At 65.5% G+C, this 25046-nt stretch carries 16 protein-coding genes; 5 read left to right on the plus strand and 11 right to left on the minus strand.

Annotation, left to right across the window (positions count from 1 at the left end; translation table 11 throughout):
* Window positions 1–5 precede the first annotated feature (5 nt).
* Genes J2728_RS03130 through J2728_RS03140 form a run of 3 tightly spaced genes read right to left on the minus strand, consistent with a single transcriptional unit; the run spans window position 6 to window position 3207 of the window.
* Window positions 6–1514, minus strand: coding sequence for a S8 family serine peptidase (locus J2728_RS03130; protein ID WP_309996216.1), 1509 nt, complete (start codon window positions 1512–1514; stop codon window positions 6–8).
* A gap of 42 nt (window positions 1515–1556) precedes the next feature.
* Window positions 1557–2786, minus strand: coding sequence for a hypothetical protein (locus J2728_RS03135; protein ID WP_309996220.1), 1230 nt, complete (start codon window positions 2784–2786; stop codon window positions 1557–1559).
* Between the two features lie 31 nt (window positions 2787–2817).
* Entirely contained in the window at window positions 2818–3207 is a 390-nt protein-coding gene (locus tag J2728_RS03140; RefSeq protein WP_309996223.1) for a hypothetical protein, read from the minus strand.
* A gap of 215 nt (window positions 3208–3422) precedes the next feature.
* On the opposite strand from J2728_RS03140, the gene J2728_RS03145 reads away from it, so the two are divergent.
* From J2728_RS03145 to J2728_RS03155, 3 genes are all read left to right on the plus strand, one after another.
* On the plus strand, window positions 3423–7205 hold the full coding sequence (locus tag J2728_RS03145) for an AAA family ATPase (RefSeq protein ID WP_309996226.1): 3783 nt from the start codon (window positions 3423–3425) through the stop codon (window positions 7203–7205).
* A 125-nt stretch (window positions 7206–7330) separates the two neighbouring features.
* Window positions 7331–9505, plus strand: a complete 2175-nt coding sequence (locus J2728_RS03150; RefSeq protein WP_309996229.1) for an FAD-dependent oxidoreductase — start codon at window positions 7331–7333, stop codon at window positions 9503–9505.
* A 37-nt stretch (window positions 9506–9542) separates the two neighbouring features.
* The gene (locus J2728_RS03155) at window positions 9543–10427 is read left to right on the plus strand and encodes an acetoacetate decarboxylase family protein (protein ID WP_309996232.1); all 885 of its coding nucleotides are present in this window, start codon (window positions 9543–9545) and stop codon (window positions 10425–10427) included.
* Here J2728_RS03155 and J2728_RS03160 read toward each other — a convergent pair.
* The 5 genes from J2728_RS03160 to J2728_RS03180 form a co-directional block, all read right to left on the minus strand.
* Window positions 10424–12322: an FAD-dependent oxidoreductase gene (locus J2728_RS03160; RefSeq protein ID WP_309996235.1), complete on the minus strand. Its 1899-nt coding sequence runs from the start codon at window positions 12320–12322 to the stop codon at window positions 10424–10426. The two genes, J2728_RS03155 and J2728_RS03160, sit on opposite strands and share 4 nt — an antisense overlap.
* Window positions 12319–13026 (minus strand): Crp/Fnr family transcriptional regulator, encoded by a 708-nt coding sequence (locus J2728_RS03165; RefSeq protein ID WP_309997570.1) that lies wholly within the window; start codon window positions 13024–13026, stop codon window positions 12319–12321. Before J2728_RS03165 ends, J2728_RS03160 begins: the two co-directional genes overlap by 4 nt.
* Window positions 13027–13432: 406 nt before the next feature.
* The gene (locus tag J2728_RS03170) at window positions 13433–15127 is read right to left on the minus strand and encodes an RHS repeat domain-containing protein (RefSeq protein ID WP_309996237.1); all 1695 of its coding nucleotides are present in this window, start codon (window positions 15125–15127) and stop codon (window positions 13433–13435) included.
* 273 nt (window positions 15128–15400) lie between these two features.
* A complete protein-coding gene (locus tag J2728_RS03175) occupies window positions 15401–15919 on the minus strand; it encodes a hypothetical protein (RefSeq protein WP_309996240.1) in 519 nt (172 codons plus the stop codon).
* Between the two features lie 12 nt (window positions 15920–15931).
* Window positions 15932–18508 (minus strand): RHS repeat domain-containing protein, encoded by a 2577-nt coding sequence (locus J2728_RS03180; protein WP_309996243.1) that lies wholly within the window; start codon window positions 18506–18508, stop codon window positions 15932–15934.
* A 334-nt stretch (window positions 18509–18842) separates the two neighbouring features.
* On the opposite strand from J2728_RS03180, the gene J2728_RS03185 reads away from it, so the two are divergent.
* Both J2728_RS03185 and J2728_RS03190 read left to right on the plus strand, forming a co-directional pair.
* Complete coding sequence (locus J2728_RS03185) at window positions 18843–20576, plus strand: Ig-like domain-containing protein (protein ID WP_309996246.1); 1734 nt, start codon at window positions 18843–18845, stop codon at window positions 20574–20576.
* Between the two features lie 314 nt (window positions 20577–20890).
* The gene (locus J2728_RS03190) at window positions 20891–21424 is read left to right on the plus strand and encodes a hypothetical protein (RefSeq protein ID WP_309996248.1); all 534 of its coding nucleotides are present in this window, start codon (window positions 20891–20893) and stop codon (window positions 21422–21424) included.
* Here the strand turns inward: J2728_RS03190 and J2728_RS03195 are convergent.
* From J2728_RS03195 to J2728_RS03205, 3 genes are read right to left on the minus strand one after another with little or no spacing between them, the layout of a single operon-like run.
* Complete coding sequence (locus J2728_RS03195) at window positions 21421–22632, minus strand: type II secretion system F family protein (protein WP_309996251.1); 1212 nt, start codon at window positions 22630–22632, stop codon at window positions 21421–21423. The genes J2728_RS03190 and J2728_RS03195 overlap by 4 nt on opposite strands.
* Window positions 22625–24331 carry a GspE/PulE family protein gene (locus J2728_RS03200; RefSeq protein WP_309996254.1) on the minus strand — a complete coding sequence of 569 codons (1707 nt, stop codon included), beginning with the start codon at window positions 24329–24331 and terminating at the stop codon, window positions 22625–22627. Before J2728_RS03200 ends, J2728_RS03195 begins: the two co-directional genes overlap by 8 nt.
* Window positions 24316–25044 (minus strand): prepilin peptidase, encoded by a 729-nt coding sequence (locus tag J2728_RS03205; protein WP_309996257.1) that lies wholly within the window; start codon window positions 25042–25044, stop codon window positions 24316–24318. Before J2728_RS03205 ends, J2728_RS03200 begins: the two co-directional genes overlap by 16 nt.
* Window positions 25045–25046 lie beyond the last annotated feature (2 nt).

The following is a 25046-nucleotide window of genomic DNA, read 5'->3' on the forward strand; positions in this document are numbered from 1 at the left end:
CTCGTTCAGAGCCGCGCCGCGTCGGGGACGCCGGCCCCCACGAACTCGCGCGGGAAGCCCCGGCGATCGCAGGCTTGCTGAAGCAGGAGCTGGATCTGTTGGGCCCGGTAGCGATCGCGAGGCATGCGGTACACCTCCGGATCGCGCGACAGCAGGCAGGCAGCGGCGCCGGCCGCGACCGGGGCGGCCATGGAGGTGCCGCTCATCGGGCCATAGCGATGGTTCGGAAGCGTCGAAAGGAGGGCCACGCCGGGCGCGGCGACGGCGATCTGCGGGCCGTAGTTCGAGAAGCCGGCGATGAAGTCGTCCTGGTGGCTGGCGGACAACGGCGGGCGGAGCACGTCTGCCTCGGCCAGCGAGCCCGGCGGGAAGGAGCCGACGAAACCCCATGCCGATACGGCGGTGGCTCCGCTATACGCCGCTGGATTGCTGACCGGCCGGCGCCCCTCGTTGCCCGCGGCCACCACGACGAGCATGCCATGGTCGCGGGCGTCCTCAACCGCTTCCATGACGATGGGCTCGACCGGCCCGCCGCCAAGGCTGAGGTTGATGATGTCGCAGCCGTCGTCGGCGGCTAGGATCATCGCCTTTAGGATGGCGTAGTTGGTCGCTCCCCCACCGTTCTGTCCGAACACTCTGTAGACGTTGATCTCGACGCCCGGCGCCACGCCGCGCAGCGTGGTCGCGGATGCGCCGATCAGGCCGGCGACATGGGTGCCGTGACCGAACCAGTCATCGGCCAGGTCGGCGGCTTCGCCGGTCACGGTGTTACGCCGCTTGCCAATGCGCAGATCATTGTGCGGACCGACTCCCGTGTCGATGACGCCCACCTTCACCGGCGTGGCGGCGTCGAAGCGGGTCTGGCCATACAGGGCCCGCACGGCGTCTGGGTTGCTCAGCAAGACGGGGTGGATCCCGACGTCGATCCGCCCACCGGCGACGATGGGGATGTCCCGCCGAAACGCGCCCCAATGCGAGTCCGGGGAGATGACATAGAGACGTTCGATCCGAGCGCCGCGAAGGGTCAGGCTCACCTGTCCGGTCGCGCCGGTGGTGGCCTCGGCGCCGATCCGGCGCTCAAAGTCCTGGAAGGCGACGACACGGCAGTCCGCGAGCGGCGCGCCGGAAGCGTCGTCGTGGCAGGCCACGGTGAAGGTCCTCGACCGCGCCGCGGCCAGCGCCTCGTCGACGGCGTCGTTCAGGCCGTCGAACCAGCGGGTCGACCGTTCCGGCAGGCCGTAGGAGACCACGGGCAGCGCCCGCAGGGGCGTCGGCGACAGCGTGATCGCGTCGGCCGCCTCCTGGGTCATCTCGACCAGCTTGGCGCCGTCCTCCCGCAGGGTGTCGATCACCTTCATGGGGGCGTCGGGAATGCCATCGACCGAAAGGGTGAAGTCCGCGGGCCGAAGCATGCTCGTCGTCCGCGGCAGCGCGCGAAGCAGGTCCTTGGCGGTGTTCGCGAGCGCGTCGCCGACGTTCCGTTCAGGCAGCAGGATGTATTGGGCGGAGGACATGGTGTCCGCTCCTCTTCCGCGTTTCGGGGATGGGTTGGGGTGTCAGGTCTGCGGGCGCGCGAACCGCAGGCTCACCCTGATCCGGGTGTCGTGATCGCCCGGCTTGGCGGCCGAGGCGCCCGAACCGGCTTTCACTTCCAGCCAGGTTTGACCCAGGAGGTCGTTCTTCGGCAGCGCCTGGGTCAGGGTCGCCCCCCAGAAGCCGCTCTTCTTGTCCGCGAAGGGCCCGACAGGACCGTAGTCGAGGCGCTCGTAGCCGGCCTCGAGCGAGAGCTTGAAGCCCCGATCGGGAAGGTCGTATCCGCCGACAGCCGCCAGCGTCAGGTGGTCGTAGTCCTGGAACACCCCGGTCGTGACCTCGGTCTTGCGGTCGACGTCGTAGCGGGCGAACAGGACGCCATAGTAGGGGGCCGTGCCGATCGGCTGCCGATAGGCCGCCCAGAACGAGCCGCCGTCGGAGTCCAGGTGGTCAAAGCCACCCTCCTTGGACTTGAACGCCCAGGCGCCGGCTACAACGAGACTGGTGCGCTTGGCGTACCGTTCCTTGGCCTGGTCTCTGCACGTCTGCACGCCGCCGTTGCTCTTGAAGGCGGCGACCTCTTGGTTCTCCTGCTTATCGACGATGCTGTTGGCCAGGACTCTGAGCTCCATGGTCTGGGCGTTGGTGAGCTGGTTCGCGTCCCACCCTTTCTCCACAATCGCGGTCGCGGTCGCCGCGGCGCGCCGGGCGCCGCGTTGCGCCAATTGGCTGGCTGTCAGCGCGGAATAGACATTGCCCACGCATTCGTAGATTTTGAGATCCCGTCGGTAGTCGCCGCCATCGAGCACGTCGAACGTGAAGCCGACGCCCAGCTTGTCCGGCTGGCCATCGCCTCCGTCCGCCACGCCCGCCGTGACCTGCGTCCGGGCGAGGACCTTCGAGATCCCCGTCAGATCGCGGTAACCCCGCAGCGTCAGGTTCGGGTTGAGCCAGAGATAGGGCGTGCCGCCGACGGCGAAACCGGGCTTCAGGTTGCCCTTCTCGTCCACATAGCCAGCTATGGTGCTGAGCGTGACCCGAGTGGCGGAGGGGTCGATCACCTGGGTCGGCGCGAGGCCGATGACGGCGAAGCCCGACGATTCCGGGATCGCGGTGTCCGTTTCCATCGCCTTCGCGTTCAGGCGCGAGGCGGCCGCCGACTGGTCCGACGTAAGAGGCGCGGCCTGAGCCAAGGCGCTCGCGGGGGCCAGCACGATCGCGCCGGCGCCGAGCAGGGCTACTGTCGATTTCATGGGAGGTCCTTTCGACGGAAAGTGGCGGCCGCTAGGCTTCGACGAAGACCGCGTGCGAGCCGCGGCCGAAGGAGGGTTGGAGTTCACCGATCTTGCAGGGAACGGCGTTGGGGTTTGAGCTGCCGACTCCAGTGAGCCGTTCGCCGTCCTGGTCGGTCACCTCGATGATGGCGGGATAGATCCACTGGTCGTGCTGGGGCTCGAAGGCGTTCCAGAAGACCGTCAGGTCGAGCAGGCCACCCTGCTGGGGCGCGGGAATATCCGACCAGGTCGCCGTCGAGGCGTCCTCCCCGGAAACCGGGATCTGGCCATCATGTCCGTTGATGAAGTGCCACAGCTCCGGGTTTGCGAGCTGCACCGTGTTGCCCAGGGTCAGGGTGACGGTGATCGTCTCCGTGGTCGGAAGCGTACGCACATGCATGGCTTGGTCCTTCCTCGCAGCCCACCCTCTCGGTGGACGATGGAAGCAGCATCGCCGGCCCTGATCCGCGCGGCGTCGACTGAAGCCACATCACAACTGTGAGTTTTCCCACATTTGGCGTTCGCTGTTTCCGAGCGCCTTGCTAGCCTGGGACGGGCGCGGGAATGGGGGCGACGATGGCGGGACGGGAGCGACAGGCGGCGCTTCGCCCTCACGTGCCATGGCGCCTCCTGGCCCGGACGCTCGAGGCCGAGGCGCGGTGCGGCGAGGCCGCGCCGTTCGCCGGCGCGCTGCTGTTCGCTGACATCGTGGGCTCCACGGCGATGACCGATCGCTTCTCCGCTCGGGGCGCGCGGGAGGTGGAGCGTCTGGGCGCGGTGTTGAGCGCCTATTTCGCGACCTGTATCGCCGTCATCGAACGGCTCGGGGGCGAAGTGGCGCGGATCGACGGCGACGCCATCATCGCCATATGGCCCGAGAATGGCGCCCCTTCAGCGGCCGTGGCGCGCGCGATGGCGGCGGCCGAGGCGCTGCGGGCCAGCACGGCTCCGCCATTCGCCGGCGAAGCAGCCATTCGGCATCGGCTGGCGGTTGATTTCGGTCCGTTACAGGCGACCACTCTTGGCGAACCGGGCGCGCGGCGCTTCCTGGTGCTTACGGGCGCGCCCTTGACCCGTATGGCCGCCGGAACGCTCAGGGGAGCGCCGGGCGAGGTTCTGGTCTCCCGCGAAGCCGCGAGGCGGCTAGCCGGCGTGACCGGGGAAACCGCCGTGAGTCCTGTCCTCTCGGAGCGCGGTGGGCGGCTGCCCGCCGGTTGGGTCGACTTCGTTCCCCCCGCCGTGAAGGTCCATGACCGAGCGGGGGACCTGGCCTGGTTGCCGGAGTTCCGGCAGGTGACGGCCGGCTATCTGAAGCTTGGTGGTCTTGGCGGGGATCGCGACCGGCTGGCGCGCGCATATGCTCTGGCGCGCGGAGCGCTGGATGACGTCGGAATTCCGTTGTCGGACGTGATCGTGGGCGACAAGGGCGTGGTGTTCAAACTCACCTGCGGACTGCCGCCCCACGCTCGGGAGGACAACGCGCTCGCCGCCGCGGAGGCCCTGACGCGGGTCCAGGCCAAACTGAGGGAGGTTGGGGAAAGGTCCGCGGCGGGTCTCGCCAGCGGACCGGTCTTCAGCGGCCTGGTCGGCGGGCCGACGCGGCGCGAATTCATCGCCGTCGGTTCGGTGATGAACTATGGCGCGCGGCTGATGGAGGCGGCCGGGCGCGGCATGATCTGTGACACGGCGACGGCCGGTCAGATCGCGCGCGCCTTCGATCTGGGACCAGCCCGAGACCTGGCTCTTTCGGGCCGAGACGCGCCGTTGACGGTCCGACGCGTGATCAGACCCAGGGTGGCGCTCCGATCGCCGGGGCCGCCGCGGGCGCGGGCGCCTCTGGTTGGCCGTCGCCCGGAGCGTGGAGTGATCGTCGAGCGCCTCGAGGCGTTCGCCGCCGGCGTGGCGCGCCCCCTGCTTGTCGAGGGAGAGCCCGGCGTGGGCAAGAGCCGGCTGCTGATCCACGCGGGCGAGGCGGCGGCCGCGAGGGGGCTGCGCGTGGTTGCCTCCGCCGCTCATCCGCTGGGGCGCAACATGCCCTTCAGCTTCTGGCGAGCGGTCATCCCAAAACTCTATGGCGCGCGGAGCCTGAGGCGAGCGGTGGAAGCGGCGTTGGTCCACCATCCCGACGCCGCGCGGCTGGACTTGCTGGAGGACGTGTTGCCTCTCGGCGTTCCGATCGGTCGCGCGGCGGCAGAAATGGAAGGCGCGCCGCGGCGCGAGGCGATCGAACGGCTTTTGGTCGCGCTCGTCCGGCGCGCGCCCGCGCCTTGCGTGCTGATTGTCGACGACCTGCAATGGCTGGACGCCGCCTCGGCCGGCGTGTTCGCCAGCCTGGTGACTGGAGCCGGCGGGCCTCTCGTCCTGGCGGCGGGGCGTCCCAATCCAGGGGCGCCCTATGACGCCGTCTTCTCCGAGGCGGACCGGTCGCCGTTGGCGCGCCTCGATCGGGAGGGAACGGTCGAACTCGTCCGCCGAACCCTGGACGTCGACCGCCTGCCCCAACGTCTGGCCGACCACCTTTGGCGTGGATCGGGAGGACTGCCGCTTCTCGCCGAGCAGCTGGCGCTGGCGCTTCGCGATACTGGTCAGATCGCCATCTCGGGCCGGAGGAGTCGAATCGTCGCCGCGCCCCTAAGGGGCGCCAGCGCCCCTGACATTCTGCGCGACGTTATCATTGACCGGGTCGACAGGCTCGGCGGCGACTCGCGGATTCTCCTGAAGGTGGCCAGCGTGATCGGCCAGCCTTTCGAGCTCGCCCTGCTGGCCAAGCTCGAGCCGATGCCGCGACGCCGGATGATGGCGGCGGCGGCCCAACTCGTCGCGGGCGGATTTCTCGAGAGAGACGGGCATGGGCGCCTGGCGTTCGGCCATGGGCTCGTTCGGGACTGCGTGTACGAACTCCTCACCTTCGAGCAGCGGGCGCGGCTTCACGCCAACCTCGCCGAGCGTCTCGAGGGCGCGTCGGCGGTGATGGCCGGATACGGCGCCGCCGAGATCGCGGAACACTGGGAGCGCGCCGGCCGGCCGGGGAACGCGATCGAGCACTGGCTCAGGGCCGCGGAGTTCGCGCTGGCGCGATACGCCAGCGAGGACGCGCTGGACCATCTGGCGCGGACGGAGGCCGCGTCCACGGCGGCGAAGCTGTCCTCGGAGGCTTCCCAGCCTCTGCGGCGGCTGAAGTTGCGCGCCGATGCGTTGCAGGAACTATCCCGATTGGACGAGGCCGCCGTCACCTACCGCGATTGCGCCCGCGTGCTTGGGCTTCGGATGCCTAGGTCACCCATCGGCCGCCTTGCCGAGATTGTTTGGCGGTTGGCCGCGCGAACCATGCTCCCTCGAATAGGCGGGCTGGTCTCTCGGCCCTATCTGACGTCGGAGCGGGATCGCCTCGCCGCCCACCTCTACATGCGAATTGCCGAGCACGCCTATTTCGCCAATGACGCGCTCGGGGTGCTGCACGGCACGGTCGCGGCGCTCGATCATGCCGAGCGCGCCGGCTCTCCACGCGAGACCGCGCTGGGTTATGGCGGCCTGGCGATCGGATTCGGCGTGGCGGGGTTGGACGGCGTGGCGCGTGGCTGCGCCGTTCGGTGCCTAACGGCCTCCCGAGCTGGCGGTCGTCTCGACCAAGGGCTCGCGCACCTGATGTTCGCCGTCTACGGGTTCTCCGGCGGCCATTGGGCCGAGACGGCCGACCATTGCCGCGAGGGCGCGATGGTGTTCGCGGGTCTGGGGGAAACCTTCCGTCGCCAATCGTGCGAGACGATCGGCGCTTTCGTCTCCGTCGCCACCGGCGAACTGGCCGAGGCCGAGCGCGCTCTCACGGCCTACGGACCGGCCGCCGCGGCGGTGGAAAACGCCGCCGTCCGCGCCTGGGTGCTGGCCGGGCGAGCGTCTCTCGACATCGTGCGAGGGCGTACGCCAAGGGCGAAGGACGCCGCCATGGACGGCGTTTCCGTCGACGAGCTGCACGCGGGAGAACGCCTGATGCGGTTGGGGCTGCTAGCGGCGCGGCATCTCCGCCGAGGCGACCGGGATGCGGCCGGCGCGACGGCCGCGGCCGGCCTCCTGGCGATGCAGGCGACGGCGCCCACGATCGGCATCGGCTTCGTCGCCATCCCCCAGATCGCCGATGTCCTGGCCACGTTGGCGGCCGAAGGAGCGCCCGGTGTCGGGGCGCGGGCCCACGCCGCGTGCCGCGCCGTCCGCGGCTACGCCCGTAAGATTCCCGCCGCGCGCCCGCGCGCGGAACTGGCCGCCGGCCGGTTGGCCCTGGCCGAGGGGCGCGTTGCGTTAGCTCGCCAGTGCTTGCGACGCGGGATGGCGGCGGCTCAGCGGCTGCGCATGCCGCTCGAAGAGACGCTTTGCCGGTCAATGCTGGCGGAAGTAGCGAAATAGGCTGGACTCTAGCTTTGATTGCATGAAACTAGACCGGTCGGCGGAAGAGTTCAGTCGCCGGGCGGCCACGCGCCGATCCCGCAATCCGCTCGATCACCGGACAATCGGCCAGGCGGGGGCGCGGAATGGCCAGGAAGAAGATCGCGATCCTAGGCGGCGGGATGGCGGGGCTAACGACAGCCTACTATCTCACGAAGACACCGGAGCTGCGGGCCCAATACGAGGTCACGGTCCACCAGATGGGCTGGCGACTGGGTGGCAAGGCGGCGAGCGGCCGCGACCGCCAAGGGCGGAACCTGGAACATGGGCTCCATGTCTGGTTCGGCTACTACGACTGCGCCTTCCGGCTGCTCCAGGAAGTCTACGCCGCCTACACGCCGCCAGAGACTTCTCCCTTCAAGACGTGGACCGACGCCTTCAAGCCGCAGAAACACACCGGTATTGGCATGCTGGTGGATGATCGCTGGACCCACCTCTCCGTCGATTGGCCCGAGAACGATGGCCAGCCCGGCGATCCCAAACCGATCCCGCCGCTCGGCGGCGCTCTGGCCCTCCTTCTGGGATGGTTGCGCGACGCCATCCTGGACCGGCTGCCCGGATGGGAGCCGCTGCTCGAGGAGCAGGACCCCGAGGCCTCGGACTCGCTGCTTTTCCTGGCCGCGGCGAGGACGGCGTTCGGGTTCGACAATGCCGCGCTGGCGTTCGCCGAAGCGGTCGTCGTCCAGCCGCGGCTGAGCCTTCCCCAGGCGATGAAGGTCCTGTCGTTGTGGCTGCATGCGCTCGGCGGAGATCTCACCGGCCTGGGTCATGCTCACCTGGACGCCATCGTACGCCTGCTCAGGTTGATCGACGCCCAGTATCGAGCCTTTCATCAGGGCTCGAATGATCCCGCCGTCATCATGATCGGACACTTGCTGAACGTGTTCGCCGCGACGATGGCGGGGGCGGTGGCCGACCTGATCAAGCCCAATCTATCCTTCGAAACCATCGACGATTGGGATTTCAGCGACTGGCTGATCTACCACGGCGCGGACGAGGTCATCGCGCGCACCTCGAGCCTGGTGCGGATCATCTACGACATTTCGTTCCAGTACACGGACGGCGACCCCGCCCGCCCGACGTGCGCCGCCGGTTCTGGGCTAGGCTCGGTGGTGCGCATGCTCGCGACCTACAAGGGCGCGATGATGTACCATGTCCAGGGCGGCTTCGGCGACGCGGTGATCGCACCGCTCTACGCCGTCCTGAAGGACAACGGCGTCAAGTTCGAGTTCTTCCACAAGGTGACCGCGCTTGAGCGCGACGGTGATCGCGTCGGTCGGGTGAGAATGGAGGTGCAGGCGGCGGTGAGCGCCCAGCCCTACCGTCCCGAGTTCGAGATCTGCGGCCTGACGTCCTGGCCCACCGAGCCGCATTGGGATCAGCTTGTCGATGGCGACAGGCTGCGGGACGCGGGCGTGAACTTCGAGAGTCACTGGTGTCAGGAGCCGCCCATAGGCGAGGTCGTGCTGAAGGCCGACCAAGACTATGACCAGGTGGTGCTGGCGATTCCGCTGGGGGGCTACAAGCCCATGGAAGGCGACCCCGGCATCTGCGCCGACCTCTTCACGGTGGAGAGCCCGCTGCGGCGGTTCGCCGAAAACGTCGACATAACCCCGACGCTCGCATTCCAGTTCTGGAGCGATCGCACGCTCCCCCAGTTGGGCTGGACAACCGGCAAATCGGCCACCGTTTCCGGGCCCCAGCCATTCGACATCTGGGCGGACATGTCCCAGGTCCTGGACGTGGAGCCCTGGCCGGAGGGGGCTGGCCCGAAGACGCTGCACTATTTCTGCGGTTCCTATCCTACCCGGCTCTATGCCGCGCCCCCGAGCGACGCGGGCGTGCCGGAACGGGCCGCGACGGAGCTCCGGGTGATGGTCGAGGCTTGGCTAAAGACCGGCGCCGAGGCCTGGTTTCCCTTGGCGAGCCGAAACGGAACCTTCGACTGGACGGCGCTTTGGGATCCCTCGGGCGCCACGGGCTCGGCGCGCCTGAACAATCAGTTCCTGCGGGCGAACATCGATCCCACGGAATGTTGCGTCTCCTGCGCCGCCGGGCAGACGCGCTATCGCCTCTATCCGCTGCAGTCGGGGTTTTCGAACCTGGTCCTCACGGGCGAAGGAACTCGCCATGGGTTGAACGCCACCGCCGTCGAAGCCGCGGTGATGTCGGGAATGGCGTCCGCGCGCGCGATTAGCGGATCTCCGAGACAGATCCCCGGCTACGACTTCTTGAGCAGAAAGCCGATACCGGAGAGCTGAGATGGCGCGTTACATTGATTGGACGGGTCATGGAGCCATGGCCATCGCTCCGCCGGCTGTGTTCACGGGCGCGCACGCCGCGGCCTTCGCATTCCATCACGATGGAGACGCCGTACAGGCGCTTGTGGACAAGCTGCTTACGCCGGGTGGCGGTGGGCTTGTCAGGTACAAGCCTCTTGGCGGCCTCGCGGTCGTCAGCTTTATGCGCATCGCGCGATGCGCCTCTCCGCGGCGCAACGGTTGGGCCCCCGGTCGCGAATGCGCGGTGTGGCTGCCGCTCCTGGAGTTCCGGCAAGGGCGACCGCTCCCCAGGCCAGTGTTATGGGCGCCGTATGTCTTCATCGACTACTCCATCGGCCTGGTGACCGGTCGCGAGGTGTGGGGGTGGCCCAAGGCCCACGGAACCATCCTCGCGCCGGGCGAGGCGGGGCAGTCGGACTTTTCCTGCGCCACCATGATTTTCCGCGACACGGATCGGGACGACGAGGGTCGTGTGGAACGGCTGCTCACCGTGGTGAATACCGGGTCGGTGGTGGCCGATCCGAACCTGAACGGGGACATCGCGGCCTCGCGCTTTAGCGACCTTTTGCTACGGGGGGAGCCGCGGGCGGCCGAGGTCGGCGGCTTTGGAGCCGTGGTTCCGGCCATCGCCCTGAAGCAGTTTCCGGACTCCAACCGCCCATCGGAGGCCTGCTTTCAGGCTATCGTGAATTCGCCCTGCCGCATGACGGCGTTTCATCGCGGTGGAAGCTTCGGCGGCGACCCCACCCTGCTGATCGCCAACTGCAAGAGCCATGGGATCGCCGTCGACATCCTGGCCGCGCCGGTCGCCGTGAGCGGCCACACCACGGTCGGGATCGCTTGGAGCGCGTGGTTCGAGTTCGATTTCGAGGCGCTTCCCGCGTCGGCGGTCGCGCCCTAGGCTCCCCCGAGAGAGGCGTCCCCGCTAACGCGGCGCGCGGCGATCAGACCGGATTCCACGGCGTTCTCGACGCAGCCGCCGCTGAAACGCATGCGCGTCCAATCGCCCGCGAGGGTCAGGTTGGCGTAGGGCGTCTGATCGGGCGGCAGGCGATGGGCGATTTTCCCCGGCAGGGCCAGCACGTAGCGTTCGGAGCCCCGCGTGTTGGCGCGCACATAGGTCGAGACCGTGAGGTTCGCGGGGGTTCCATTCCAGATGTCGTCGAGCGGCCCTGACGTCCATCTCGCGGCCTCTTCTTCGGCGGCCACGATGTCGCCGCCGTCGGCCAGCGGTCCGCAAAAGTAGTGCACGGACGCGGGCTTCCGGCGCGCGGGCCAGCCTTCCCAGCGCAACACGTGGCTCATGTCGGCCCAGGTCGCGAATGGCGCGGCGAAGGTCGACATCACCATGCCGGAGGACCAGCCGAGACTGGGCGTGGCGCCGCGCGCCCAGATCTGCAGGGCCTGGGTCGCCACGGAGTCGCTGTGGGCGAGCATGCCGGTCCAGGCGGGCTGGGTCAGTCGGGCGGTGGTCGCCTTCAGCACCTCTGGCGGGACGGCGAGGACCAACGCGTCGAAACCGTCCGGCGCGCCGTGGCGCAGGCGCATCTCGCCGACATGGACGTCACAGTCGTCTCGCTCGAAATCAACGCAGCGCGCGTCCAGGACCTCGCCGTCAACCAGCTGGCTCCAGTTTGGTTGGTTGGGCCACCAGTCGGCTCCGTTGTCGCGCAGGAAGGGCTGATAGGCCTTGCCCACCAGGTCGGCCTGACGACGGAAGGCGATCTCCTCGATTGCTCCGTCCCTCGCCGTCACCTCGGTGAGGCGATGGAAGAACCTTATCTCCACGCCCCGTTCGACGAGCACCCGATAGAGCGGGGCGAAGACGACGTCGCCCATGCCGCCGTTGAGTCGGAAAAACGGGGCGCCGCGATAGTCCATCATCCGCAACGCCAGGCCGATGGCGGCGCCGGCCGCCAAGGCGCCACGGTCCGTGTCGCCCTTTGGGAAGGCGAACGCCAATTCATAGAGCGCCCGAACCGGCGCGCTCCGCGCCGTGATGTCCAGCGCGCCGTGATCGCCAAGCCAATTGGCGAAGTCCTTCTGGGCGTCCAGGCGCTCAAAGGCCCCCTCGGGGTTTGGGGCCGCCAAGATGTCGCGCGCCAGGCCCGCGCCGAAGGCGACGGCCAGGTTGGCCAGGATCAGGCCGCGCCGGAATGGGGAGTTGACGACTCTCGCGGACGAGAGGGCCGCGCTGATCGCCTGATTGAGACCTTCCAAAGCCTCGGCGGCTTGCAACGCCGCGCCGGGGACCAGCCCTTCGCCAGCCTTGCGCAGTTTGTCGAGCGCTGACCGTAGCTCCGCGGAGAGAACATCCGGCAATTGCTTGGCGATATAGGCCTGGGCCACGTCGGCGAAGTTCATGACCAGGCCGGAGAGCGCGTAGGGGGCGAGCTCGTCGGGATAGCCGTCACGCGGCGTGAACCGGAAGGGCCAGGGCTTCCAGCTGCTGGCCTCGCGCTCCTGCAAGGTCAATTCGAGGACGGGCTTGAAAGCGTCCTCCACGGTCGGCGTGGGGCTCGGCTGGGGATCGGCGGCGAGCGCTTCACGCATCAGCTGGAAGGCGCGACGGTAGCAACCCATCCACAGGTGCAGGCCGTGCTCCTCTATCCGTTGATGGATTTCGGGGTTGCGCCCGCTCGCGCCCTTGCCGCCGAGCCGCCACCCGTGAGTGTAGAGCGTCACGTGGAACCGAGAGCGCAGGGCGGCGCTGCTCGAAAGCCAGAACGCCGCGGCCACGCCTCCGCAGCCGCCCCCGACGATCGCGACGCGCTGGAGCGGCGGGGCGTCTATCATGGGCTGTCGAACGGTTCGGCGAACACGCCGACCGCCTGGCCCACGAAGTGTTCGAGACGCGGCACGTCGAGGAATTCCAGCGAGCGGCGTCGCGCCCGGATGACGTTGTGCTCCACGAGTGAACGCATCTCCCGGGTGACGGCCTCGCGGTGCGCGCCTATGCGGTTGGCGAGCTCGGCGTGGGTCGGGGCCGGTTCGATGATCAGGGGCGCCGGATGGTCGGGACCGCCCTTGGCCATTCGCAGCAGCTCGCAGTGCAGGCGCGCCTGCACGTTCAGCGCGCTGAGTTCGAAGACACGTTCGGTGAGGCGGCGAACTTCCGTCACCAGGCGGCGCGCCAGCCATAGGACGCTCGCGGGCGAGCTCTCCAGGCAGCGTAGGAAGTCCTTGCCGCTGATCTGCAGCAGCCGCAACTCGGTGAGGGCGATAACCGTAGCCGATCGCGCCTCACCGTCCAGGGCGGCCAGTTCTCCAAAAATGCCGCCAACGCCGATCTGACGCACCGAAACCTCGCGGCCGGAACGCGAGTAAAGTAGCACCTGTGCTTCTCCCTCAAGCACAAGGAAGACGTCGGTGGATCGCGTACCGGCCACGGCGAGCGTGCGTCCCCGCTTGGCGCGGACGATGCGCATGCGGCTCTCCAGCTCCCGGCGCACCGAAGGCGACACGGTGTCAAGGAACTGATCGCAGACCTCCGCAACCATGTTCAGCACTCCCGCCTCAGAGGACAATAACTGAGCGTTCGGCGCAAGTCCGCCCCCATCGCTAGAGGCCGCGTTCGGGAGAGGCGCTGTAGGGTTGATCGCTAAAGGTTCCGAACGCGGTCGGGCCGCTCCGGCGATAGGCAGAGCGCTGGGTCGCGGAGCGCCGCCAATAGGCTCGCGATGGCGGGTGGCGTCGCAGGCCTCCTAGCCGTCCGGGCCGAGGGTCACGCGGGGAAGCCCGACCTGAATCCAGCGGCGGCACGCCCATACCGCATGCGTTGGCGCGGTGGATACGCTCGAAGCCTTCGACGACGCTGGCCAGGCGCGCGGCCCATACGGCGTAGCCAAGGCCCAGCGCCGCGGAGCATCGCCATCTCGGCCCGCCGCGAATGCCCCATGACAAGCCTCAGTTCGGGCAGGACGTGACGTCCGCGCGAGGGCGTGTTTCGCTGATCTTGTTGCCGAACCGGTCGTAGCCGAAGCAGGTGCGCAGGCTCGCGCCGTTGGCCGTCATCACCATGCCGCGCGGCAATAGGGCGTTCTCGACGGCCCCGGCGGGATACTCGTAGGTGGTGACGGTCTCGTCGGCCGACGATCCGCAGGCGGGGTTGGCGAGGTCGCCGTTGAACGTGCTCTTGCAGACGATCTCGTTGGTCAGCATCGAGACCGGCGTGGCCGCCGCGACCATGCCGCCGGAAGCGTTCTTCACATAGGCGTACTTGTCGGCGTAGGTCCAACGCCGCAGAGGTCGCACGCCGTTCTGATTGGCCGGCCCGATCTCGACAGTCTTCTGGCCATGGGTGTTGTAGCGGTATTCGGTCACGGCGCCGCGCGCGTCGGTCACGGTCAGCGGCAAGGCGCAGGTCACCACGTTCATGGCGCACGCGCCATAGGTCCGGCTCAGCGTCAGGGTCGCGCCGTTGCCCTTGGAATGGGTGATTTCTTGCGTGACGCGACCGAAACCGTCGCGCTGGAACTCCGTGAAGTTCCCTTCCGGCCAGGTCGCCTTGGTAACTTGGCCATTGGAATTGTATTCGAACTTCGTCTCGCGGCTGTAGGGATCCGTGACGGACCACACGCCCAGCACGTTGGAACCTTGTGACTTGAAGACGTTGGTGATCCCGCCAGGATCCGTCGTCGTAATCTGGTTGAAATAGGTGGGATTGCTGTTGCCCCCGTAGCTGTAAGACGTCGAGCGATCCGGCGTGACCACGTTAGCGACGCGAGACCCATACCCCATCGAACAGAAGGTGTGATCGGTGACAAAATCACACGGTGACGGGATATACGCATAGTAGAATGTCTTACTCGGCGTGGAATATCCCGGCAGCGTAATCGAATAGTTGGCGTTGGCCCCGCCCACGTTCGTATACTGAGTCGCGCCGCCCTTAGGGTCCGTGACGCTCAACGTGTTTGTCGAGCCCGAGCTCGTCTTCGCATAGGACGTCGTCGGCCAAGCCTGAGAGAGTGTGCAATCGTCGGCCGCCGGGTTGCAGTATTCGACTCCCATATTGATGCCCACAACGGAAGTCGGCTCATAGAAGCCGGCCTGATTGGGGTCGTTGGTCGAATACCGGAACTTGATCTGATAGCCGGTGTTGCTGGTCACCGATTGAATGCGCGAGAGTGGCAGGATGCCTACGGTTTCAAGCCGATAATGGACCGTCAGTTTCACGCCGCTGGGATAGGTTACGGTGTCGGCTAGGCGATAGATGTCTTCGGAGTTGTCGCCGTAGCTATTGAAGTGATGCCATATGAATGTGTTGAAGGTGACGATCGTCCCGTCAGCGGACTGATACCTGTAGGCGCCCTCATCAATGAAGGAACCGAGCGGACTAAAATTCGTCGCGAACGAATCCCCAACATCACCGAACGACGCCGCGACGCTATGAAAGCCATCAGCGAGGTTGATCATATAGTAGGTGCTAGCGAAGGAGTGGCGAGTGACACCTTCGGCATGATGTCGGCCTAGATGAAGCCCCATCTCCCCCTCGGGGCCAATATCGAGTTCGCGGGCTGACCACAGCTCGTTGCCGGTTCGCGCATCAACGCCGTTTCGATCAGCCGACACCTCTTTGGGCGGTGGGGGAAGCTGCGCCAAGACGTTAGTTGGCCAAGTCGTCCCAGAGGCGAGCAGAGTTGCCGAGAGGCAAAATGTCGGAACCACCGCGCCGAATTGCTTCGCTAGAGCCAAGACACATCCCCTTCACTATTAGATTACCGTGTTCATGACGAACAAGGAGACAAGTGCGGGGCCTAAAGAAACGCCGCTGAGCAGCACATTCAAACAAGCCCCGCAAATTCAACCCAAACCCGCATGAACACCCCTGATCAGTTCTGCGAATAATTAAATCCGGCCCGCCAGCTGGGATACTCAATCGACCCTCATAGCATCGATCTTTTTAAGTTTCGGCCATATCAACCAAACACCAACCGGAAGAAAAACGACGGATACAGCCGACATACACAGTGATCCCAAAGAAATTTTTCCAGATCCCAATCTTGACTCCACAGCTATTACGACCTTCAGCGCACACATTAGCAACAATATTACGCCAACAGCGGTAATCATTTTCGGCACATAAGAATATTCACCGTTCAGCAATATGCTCATATTTTCATAGCGCTGAAGAAACTTCTGCAAAGAAAAGGCAACAGGAGGCGCCACGAACGCAGCAGCATCAGCCACCCTCAAGGAGCCTGCGGGACTCGCAACGTTGAGCGCCGACCACAGCCAAGCCATGGCAAGCGAATAATAGAATAAAGACACCGAGATTATAATCATAGTTGAGAATATATACTGCCCCGGAAGAACTGGCAAAAACGTACTAAAAAGCGCAGATATCAGCAATGACAAAGTAATAAGAACGGGGTTTCTTAGAGAAAGTCTCACCTAGATAATTCCCTATTTTGGGCACTTTTGGCCAGGAGTGACAAGATCATACCCCGCCTTTAATTCACCACCAAGCACCAGAGCGCCCCCCACCTTCATGCCGACAAAGGGGTCCCTACCTAGCTGCCACGCAAATTTCTTGCTCCCCCCCTTCCCGAGCGTCGCCTCACGCTGAATTTTTCCCCCAAGCAGGGTCGCGCCGCCTGAAGAGAAAGAAAAATCGACACCCTGAGTGGCCCGACCACTAAATTTTCCGCGGAGAAGATCAAAAGCTACTCTAGCACTGCCGAAGTCGATGCTACCCGCGCCTTCAATATCGTGAGACATCCCCTTGATTTCACCGACAGCGCCGGCGACGAGCTCTATAGTAGCAACCGGACACATTCCGGCGGCGCTCATACTATTAGCTACGCCCGAAATCGCCTTCTTGGCGGTTACGGTGACAGCTTCAACAGTCGTATTTACAGTATTCATGGCTAACTTCGCAGCCGCCATGGCCTCCCGCTCCATTGATCGGCGCAGTAACTCCTCGGGGCTAATACCAGGAACAATGACGGGACCGACCTCCGCCAAACCATTCGGGTCATACTTATTTATCGGATCATTGCCTACATACGCATACCAGCTCAAGCCATCGTCGTATCCCGTTGGGTCGACTTGCAGAAAGCGTCCATAAAACGGCGAATAGGCGCGCGCTTTGTAGTGATACAATGAAAGATCGGCGAGAAAGATTTGCCCCGTGTACTGAAAAAGTCCGTCATTGCCTCCACCAGGTGCCCCATATTCGTCGTAAACATCTTTGACGGTCACCACGCCGACGTTGTTTGTTGTAGCAATGATCGAACCCTGATAATCGGCCAGCAACCACTCGGCGCTCGTGCCGGAGCCGACGTAGCGAGCCAGAGGCTCGTCCTCTTCGGGTCCATGGACATAGCGGCGCAGAAGGCCATTCGAACTATTGTACTCGCCGATGATGTCGACGTCGTCATAGAGGTAGCGCGTGACAGTCCCGCTGCCCGTGGTCGTCTGATAGAGCCTGCCCAGCGGATCATAGAGGTGGCTCGCGCCCGCGGTGTTGCCGCGCAGGCGGTTCTCGGCGTCGTAGACCCAGGTGGTCACGCCATCGGACAGCAGATTGCCGCGCCCGTCATAGCTGATGCTGGTCGCGCCGGCCGACGTCATCTGGTTTAGGCCGTTGGCGCCATACGCCCGGTCAACCGGAGTCGGGCTGGCGATGACATAGGCGCTATTGCTGATCGTCCGCAGGGTGATCTGGCTGGCCGGGTTGTACTGGAAACCGTAGGTGACGTTGTCCGCCGCGTTCGCCGTGGTCTGGCTCAGGCTCTGCAGGCGCAGCGCGGCGTCGTAGCCATAGGCCGTCGTGACATTGTTGCCCCGTAGCAGGCCCGTACGCCGCCCGAGATTGTCGTAGGTCAGTTCCGCGATCTTGTCGCTGGCGCTGGCGCTGCCAGCGCGGCGGATGAACTTCAAGGAGTCGACGTTGTCGTACTCGTAGGTGACGTTGAAGCTGTCGGGCCAGGTCAGCTGGTCGCGGCGACCGCCGGCGTCGTAGTGGTAGCTGACCGCCCCGATCGGTCCCGTCTCCGAGGTCAGGCGGCCAAAGCCGTCATAGGCGCGGGTGACCGTCCTGCCGCCCTCGGAGGCCGAGATTTTGTTGCCGAGATTGTCGTAGTCGTAGCTGAAGCTGGCGGCGGCGACGCCGCTGGTGGCGGGGACAGACTTGGTGATCTGTCGGTTCTGGGCGTCGAAAGTGGCGGTGATCGTCGAACCATCGCGTCGGCGCAACGACGTCACGTTGCCGTTGTTGTCGTAGCCGTATTCTTGATAGTCGCTGGGATTGTGCGTGTTGGCGTGCGCCGTGGGCGAAGGATAGTAGGTTCGCTTGAGGCGATCGAACGCGTCGTATTCGTGACGCGTCGTGTTCTGCTCGCCATCGGTCTCGGTCAGCAACAGGCCGTTATTGGTATAGGTGTTCTCGCGCAGCACCATGGCCTGGACGCCGTAGCCGGAGGTCACCTTCTTCAGCGCCCCGTCCGCGAAGTACTCGTTGCGGGTGATGCGGTCGGGGCCTTGGGGTCCCTGCGGTCCTAGCGAACAGGCGGCCGTGCCTTGGCTGAACTGCGCGGTGTTCATTCTGACCGCGGCGCATTCAAGCTGTCCGAAGACGTCGTAGCTGTATTGCGTCAGCGCGTAAGCCGTTCCGCCGGCGCTAGCCGTCTCGCGGATCTTGCGACCCATCGCGTCCGGAACGATGTCGACCTGCTTGAGCACGGTAAAGCCGGACCAGCTAGACGGCGCGACCGCCTCGGACTGCCAAGCCGAGAGCGTGCCGGTCTCGACCTTGGTGAGGCGACCAGCGGCGTCGTAGGTATTGCGCGTGGCGCGATACAGGAGCGAACCGCCGCCATCCGGGTCGGGCGAGATGAGCCCCACCAGCTGCCGTTTGGCGTCGTAGCGGTATCCAGTTGTGTAGGCGCCCGGCGACGTCTGAGCCAAGACCAGCGTGGGCGCGGCCAGGGCCAACATCGTGGTAGCCATTAAGCCGGCGCCCAAGGTCTTGATCGACATAGACGTTCCCCTTCCCTGGACCCTGACGTTCAACAAGCCAGATATTTGTTGGCGCCGCCCCCGCCCGCGGCGGAGTTGAGCCGCGCGATCCGCGGTCCGAACGCGGCCCGAGCCGAGCCCGCCGCGCGACGCCACTTCGGCCGTGAGACCTCACGCGTCGGCGTAATGGCGCCATGCGGACGGCAGTCGAAGCGCGCAACCATGGATTGGTCCCCAACCCCACAAAGCGGCTAATTGGTGGTAGCTTGATCGAACAACCTAGCTCGCGTCAATATTGCAAAGTTAAAAATTCAATGTAAGGCTGCGCTCGATCTTTGGAGGGGAGCGGCTGGCCATGGCGCGATTTGGTGGGGCGGCGAGTGCTCTCGCTATTCTGGTCACGCTCTCGACTTCGGCCGATGGTCAGGCGCAGTCCGTTCAGAGCGACTATGCTTATGACGTTCACGGACGGTTGGTGAAGGTCACGCGGCAGGGCAAGGTCACGGACTACACCTACGACAACGCTCAGAACCGCACCCGCGTCGTGATCTCCGCCGGCAACAGCATCCCGGTTGCTAACGCCGACAGCCTCACCGCCTCGGCGGGAGGGGCGGCGGTCTCGATCAATCCGCTCTTGAACGACACCGACTCCGACAGCGACCCCCTCACCGTCACCGGCGTTGGCAACGCGGCCCAGGGCAAAGGCTCGACCGCCTACACGGCCAACTCGGTCACCTACACCGCCTACAGCGGCCAGACGGGAACCGACAGCTTCACCTACACGATCTCCGACGGCAAAGGCGGAAGCGCCACCGGCACGATCAACGTCACGATCAACGCGGCGGTCGCCCCGCCCGTCACATCCGCCTCGACGACCACGGTCACCGCCAACTACGGCGGCGGCACGACCAGCTATCCGCTGAACCTCAGCATTTCTGGCGGCACGCCCACCAGCCTGACGATCACCTCGGCCCCGCCGGCCAGCGCCGGCGCGGCTGTCGTCAGCGGAACCTCGATCCTTTTCACGCCCGTGAACGTATACAGCGGGCAGACCCAACTGCAGTACACCGCCACGAACGCCGGCGGGACCAGCTCCGCCGCCACGGCCACCATCAACGTCAAGCCGGTCGTCTCGAACGTCTCGGGAACGGCCGCCACGGGCTCGCCCTCGAGCTTGGCGCTCAACCCGCGCACCAACTACACGTCGATGAACCTGGCCAGCCAGCCAAGCTACGGGACGGCCAACATCAGCGGTACGACCGTCGTCTACACACCCAACCCCGGAACGGCGGGACTGACCGACAGCTTCTCCTACACCTCGACAAGCGCCGGTGGGACGTCGGCGGCAGCCTCAATCAGCTTCAATATCACCCAAGGCAATCGGCCACCCAACGCCGTCGACGAGTTCAATCCGGCCGACGACATGTATCAGTCGACGACCGCCACGCTCTATCCGCTCAGAAACGACAGCGATCCGGACGCGGGAGACAGCATCTCCCTGCAATCGATCGGACCGCTTGAGTTCGTCTACGGCAGCGGCAGCCCGCCATCAAATCTGGGAACCATCACCAAGACTGGCAACACCGTCAGCTACACCGCCCCTCCCGTTTGTAACTGCGCCGCGCGCTCGCAGTACCACGTCATTCGTTTCAACTACACGATCGTCGATAGCCATGGCGCGACCTCCACCGCGAGGCATGCCGTCGCCGTCTACTCGAACCAGCCGCCGGTCGCCGTTCCCGACACGACCGACCACATACCTCAGTCCACGTCCAGGACCATCGACCCACGCGTCAACGACACCGATGGCGACGGCGACCCGTTGACGATCATCTCGATCGACGCGCCCTATGTCGCTTACGCGATGATCAACGGCGTCTACTATCCCTCGCGCGAGACCGTTCCCGCCGCGTACCTCGGCTCGGCGAGCTTCACCGGAAGCTCGATCACCTACAACGCGCCGTTCCTGACCAGCAGCGGCGCGACGAACAGCTCCTATATGGCCGCTGTCGTCTGGTACACCATCTCCGACGGTCGAGGCGGCACCGCCCGCTCCTACCAGGTGTTCAACATCTATGGCCCGCAGTAAGCCAGCCAGCGCCCAAGCCAGGAAGCCTTTGCAATGCTGGCGAGGTTTCATTGATCATGAATCCTAGCCCTGCGAGCACATCAAATTGCTCGTAGGGGAGGAAGCACGGGCGGGGTATAAATCCGCGAGCCATGCAGACTTCATCGTCACCTCTCCAACTCGGCGGCTTGGCGCCTACGAGCAGCTCGCCTGCCTGGCGTCGCAAAATGCTATGGACCCTGGGAGCTCTGGTCGTTCATCTGGCTCCGCTAGCGATGCTGTTGGGCGCTCTTCCCCCCAAGCCGAAAGACTTAGGCGGCGCGTTCGGGGCGCCGGTGAGCATTACCCTCGTATCATCCGCGCCATCCTCGGCGGCCGCCACCTCAGCGTCGAGGAGCGCGGCGCAGCCTGCCTTCGCGCGAATGGAGCGGAGGCTTAGTGATCAAACACCCGATCTATCCGCGGCCTCGCCACGCCCAACCTCAGCGCAAACGACCCGTCTTTCCGACCTGTTTTCTCCCGAAGGCGACGCCACCACCCATACGGCGGCCAAGGGGCCGCCAAGCCCTTTGATGGGGGGCGATGACGATCCTTTCGCGCGCGCGTCGGTTTCCTATCGGGGAGACGATCCCGGCAAGGCCGCGCGCCTGCAAGCCAAGGCGCGAAGATGCGCTAGAGCGGCTAAATCCACTCGCTTTCTGCTGATCATCAATTCCGAGGGCTATCTCGTCGCTAGGCCAAGACCATTAGGCGGGAAGACCGAAGACAAATCGGTCGCCAAGCTCATCGCCGCCGTCGCGGGATGTGGCCCGTTCACGGACGCCGCCACGCCAGGCCCGCCGCGTTCATACGAGATCGACGTCGGCTAGCCGAGCGCCGCGCCGCCCAGCGAGCTAACACCGGAGAGCAGGCTGGCCATGATAAGCCCGACCAGCCCGCCAAGCCCCACGATCAACGCGGGCCCAAGGATCTGACCGACCTGCTCGATACGGCGGATGGCGGTTTCCTCTTCCAGACGCCCCGCGCGCGCGAGCATCGGCCCTAGCGAACCCGTGGCCTCGCCGACGGCCGCGAGACGTGAGATCGCGCTTGGAAAGCCCTTTACGCGTTCAAGCGCCCCAGACAACGCCTCGCCTTGACGCACCTCGTGGAGCACGGGTTCCAGACGCTTCTTGGCCGCCGGTGAACTCACCGCCCGGATGGCTAGACGCAACGTCTCGCTCATCGGAGCCCCGGCGCTCAGCATGCCGCCGATGGCGATCGAAAAGCCGCCGAACACTAGGCTTCTCGCGGTGCGCTTGGTCGGACCTTCCAACAGAACGCGGTCGACTAAGCGTTGAAGAGCCCCCGTGCGGGCACCGATTAACAGAAGACCCGCGAGCACGGCCGCCATGACTCCAAGCAACGTGAGATTGGCCCGCAGGGCGTCGCTAAGGGCGATCAAGACCGCTAACGCCATCGGGGGCTCGGCGCCGGTATCGGCGGTGAGCGGCGCGAGCATCGGGATCACGAAGAGCAGCAGGATAAAGACCGCGGCGACCGTGCTCGCGAGCACGAAAGCGGGATAGGCCAAGATCGAAGTCAGCTTCTCCTGGAGCTTCAGCTTAGCCTGAATGAGATCGGCGGCGCGGGTGAGGCCTCCGGAAAGATCACCAGCGGCCTCGCCCGCCGCGACCAGCGCGCCCACGAGCGCCCCTCGTTTGCCCACGTGACGAGCGAAAGCGACGTCCAGCGCTTCCCCGCCCCCGATATCCCCGGCCAAGTTCCGGCAGAGCGCGGCGATCGCGGGCCTCTCGGCCCGAGCCCCCAAGATTGACAAGGCGGTACGCATATCGGCGCCGGCTTTGAGAAGCTCCGCGAGATTGCCGACAATCTCTCCGACCTCGCGGTCCTTCAGGGGCGCCCCCTTGGTTCTGCGGGGATCACCTCGATCGCGCCGCAACGACAGGGGCGATAGGCCCTGTAGACGAAGCCTTTCAAAGGCGCGAGCCTCATCCTTGGCCGTGACGACGCCTCGAACGCGGCGCCCGGCGCTCGAGACGGCGACATATCTAAAGGCCGCGTCGGTCTCAGCCATGCACGGCCGCCACGACCTCATCGAAGGTCGTAACGCCTCGGGCGATCTTCTCCAGCCCATCGGCCATCATGCTGGTCAGTCCCTCTTGGCGAGCGATGACTCCAACGTCGGCCAGGCTTCGATGCTCGGCCACCGCGCGCAAGATCGCCTCATTGGCGAGGAAGCCCTCGCCGATCGGAATTCGCCCCCGAAAGCCAACGCCCTTGCAGTGCTCACATCCAAGGGCGGCGAACGTCTTGGTTGGCGCCGGAAGCCCCGCCGCCTGGCAAGCCAGGGTCACGGCCTGACTTGTTTCTTCTTCACGTCTGCAGTGGGGGCAGAGTCTGCGCACGAGGCGCTGAGCGACAACACCCCTGAAGCCCGCGGCCAGTTGGTAGGGCTCGACACCCATGTCTTGCAGGCGGGGTAGCACCGAAAGCGCGTCGTTGGCGTGCACCGAGGCCAAGACGAAGTGACCCGTCATGGCGGCCTGGATCGCGACGGCGGCGGTTTCAGGATCTCGAATTTCCCCCACGAGGATCACATCCGGATCCTGACGAAGGAATGACCGCAGCGCCGCGGCGAAGGTCAGGCCAAGGGCTGGCGCGACCTGCGTCTGCGTCACGTGCTCGAAGTGATACTCGACCGGATCTTCGACGCTCAGCACCTTGCGATCGGATTTGGCGAACGTCTGTAGCAGGCCGTAGAGCGTGGTCGTCTTGCCGCTGCCGGTCGGCCCCGTGACAAAGAAGATGCCATGCGGAGACCTGGCCGCTTGCGTTAGGCATGCCTTAAGGTAGTCGCTGAGCCCCATCGCGTTGAGATCGAGAGGAACGGTGGCGCGATCCAGAATCCGTAGGACCGCGCTTTCGCCGAAAACCGTGGGCGACGTCGCCACGCGCACGTCCACTTGCTTTCCGTTGACGATGAAGGTCGTGCGCCCGTCCTGAGGAAGACGCCGCTCACCCAGGTTCAGATTGGCGATGACCTTGACGCGCGATACCGCTGGCGCGGCCAAGTCAGCTGAAACCACCTGATGATCGAGGAGACGCCCATCGACCCGCAGCCGGATCCGAAGATCATGACGGCGCGGCTCGAAGTGAATGTCCGAGGCCCCAACCGCGATAGCCGCCTCAAATACGCTCTGGACGAGGCGAGCCCCGCCGCCCTCCACGGCGTTATCGGAGATGAGGTCCACCTCACGATCAAGCCGACGCTGATCGGCCGTGACGGGGGTGTTCTCCAAAGGACCAAAAGCCAGGTCGAAGCCGCGCCGCAGGTCGCTTGGGCGAGCGACCTGGATCGAAACCGGCTTTCCCGTGGCGAAGACTAGTCCCGACAACGCCTCGTCGTCGAGGGGGTCGGCCACCGCGATCAGCAGGGAGCTGTTTGGCGATTTCAGCGGCAGCAGACGCGCGCGACGCAGATACTCAGCCGATACGCCAAGCTCGCTCAGATCAGCGATAAACGGGGTCTTTTCGGGATCCCATACGGGACATCCCACGACCTCTGAATACACGCTAACCAGGTCGTCATCCGGAAGCGCCCCCAACTGATTGAGCACCAACTCGATGGGCTGCCCGGTCCTTGTCGCGACAAGTTCAGAGCGCGCGATAGCCGCCTCGTCCACGAGCCTTCGGTCGCGCAGCTTTTCGAGGACCGCGCCGCGCTGACGCAACTGCGGCTCAAATACCTGAGCGGTGACTACAGTCGCGGCCATATCCCCGCCTCCAGTAGCAGACCGATCGCAAAACCCGAGACCGCGATCATCGGCCCCATGACGATCTTTCGGTCAATAGGCGGCGAAACGGCGGCCACCACCAACCCCAAGACCATGGACGAAAGAACCATCCAGGGGCTCGCCGCGCCGAGCCAAAGCGCAAGGGCCGCGAACAGCTTCACATCCCCCATTCCCAAGCCGACAGCGCCTCGCCGCCGCTCGTAGATCAGCGAAAAGCCACCTAGGATAAGAAGCGTGGCCGCGCCGGCGACAACGCCCTCAAGCCAAACATCCAGCCCGTGCAACGCCGCGAGAGATGTCCCGCAGATCGCCACGATCGCGACCATCAGATCGGGCAAGATCCGGATCGATAGGTCGACGACCGAAGCGGCCAGCAAAACGGCCGCGAGAACGACAACACCAACGGCGCGATGGTCAGGCGTGGCCCACGCGGTCGCGACGGCGGCCAGTAGGCCGCAGGCTTCTCCCAGCGGATGAAGTACAGGGATAGGGGCCTCGCACGTACGGCAGCGACCTCTGAGCCATGCGTATGAGATGAGAGGCGTCGTCTCGCGCCAACTCAGCCGCCGTCCGCAGCCGTCGCAGCATGAACGCGCACCGCGAGGCCCTCCTTCCGTCACCGAGCGCACAGCCGCCGTGGTGACATAGCTTCCGACGACAGGGCCGAGCGCCGCCGCCGCGACCATGATCATTG

This window comes from Caulobacter segnis (assembly GCF_031454995.1).
In the GTDB taxonomy this organism is placed as follows: domain Bacteria; phylum Pseudomonadota; class Alphaproteobacteria; order Caulobacterales; family Caulobacteraceae; genus Caulobacter; species Caulobacter segnis_E.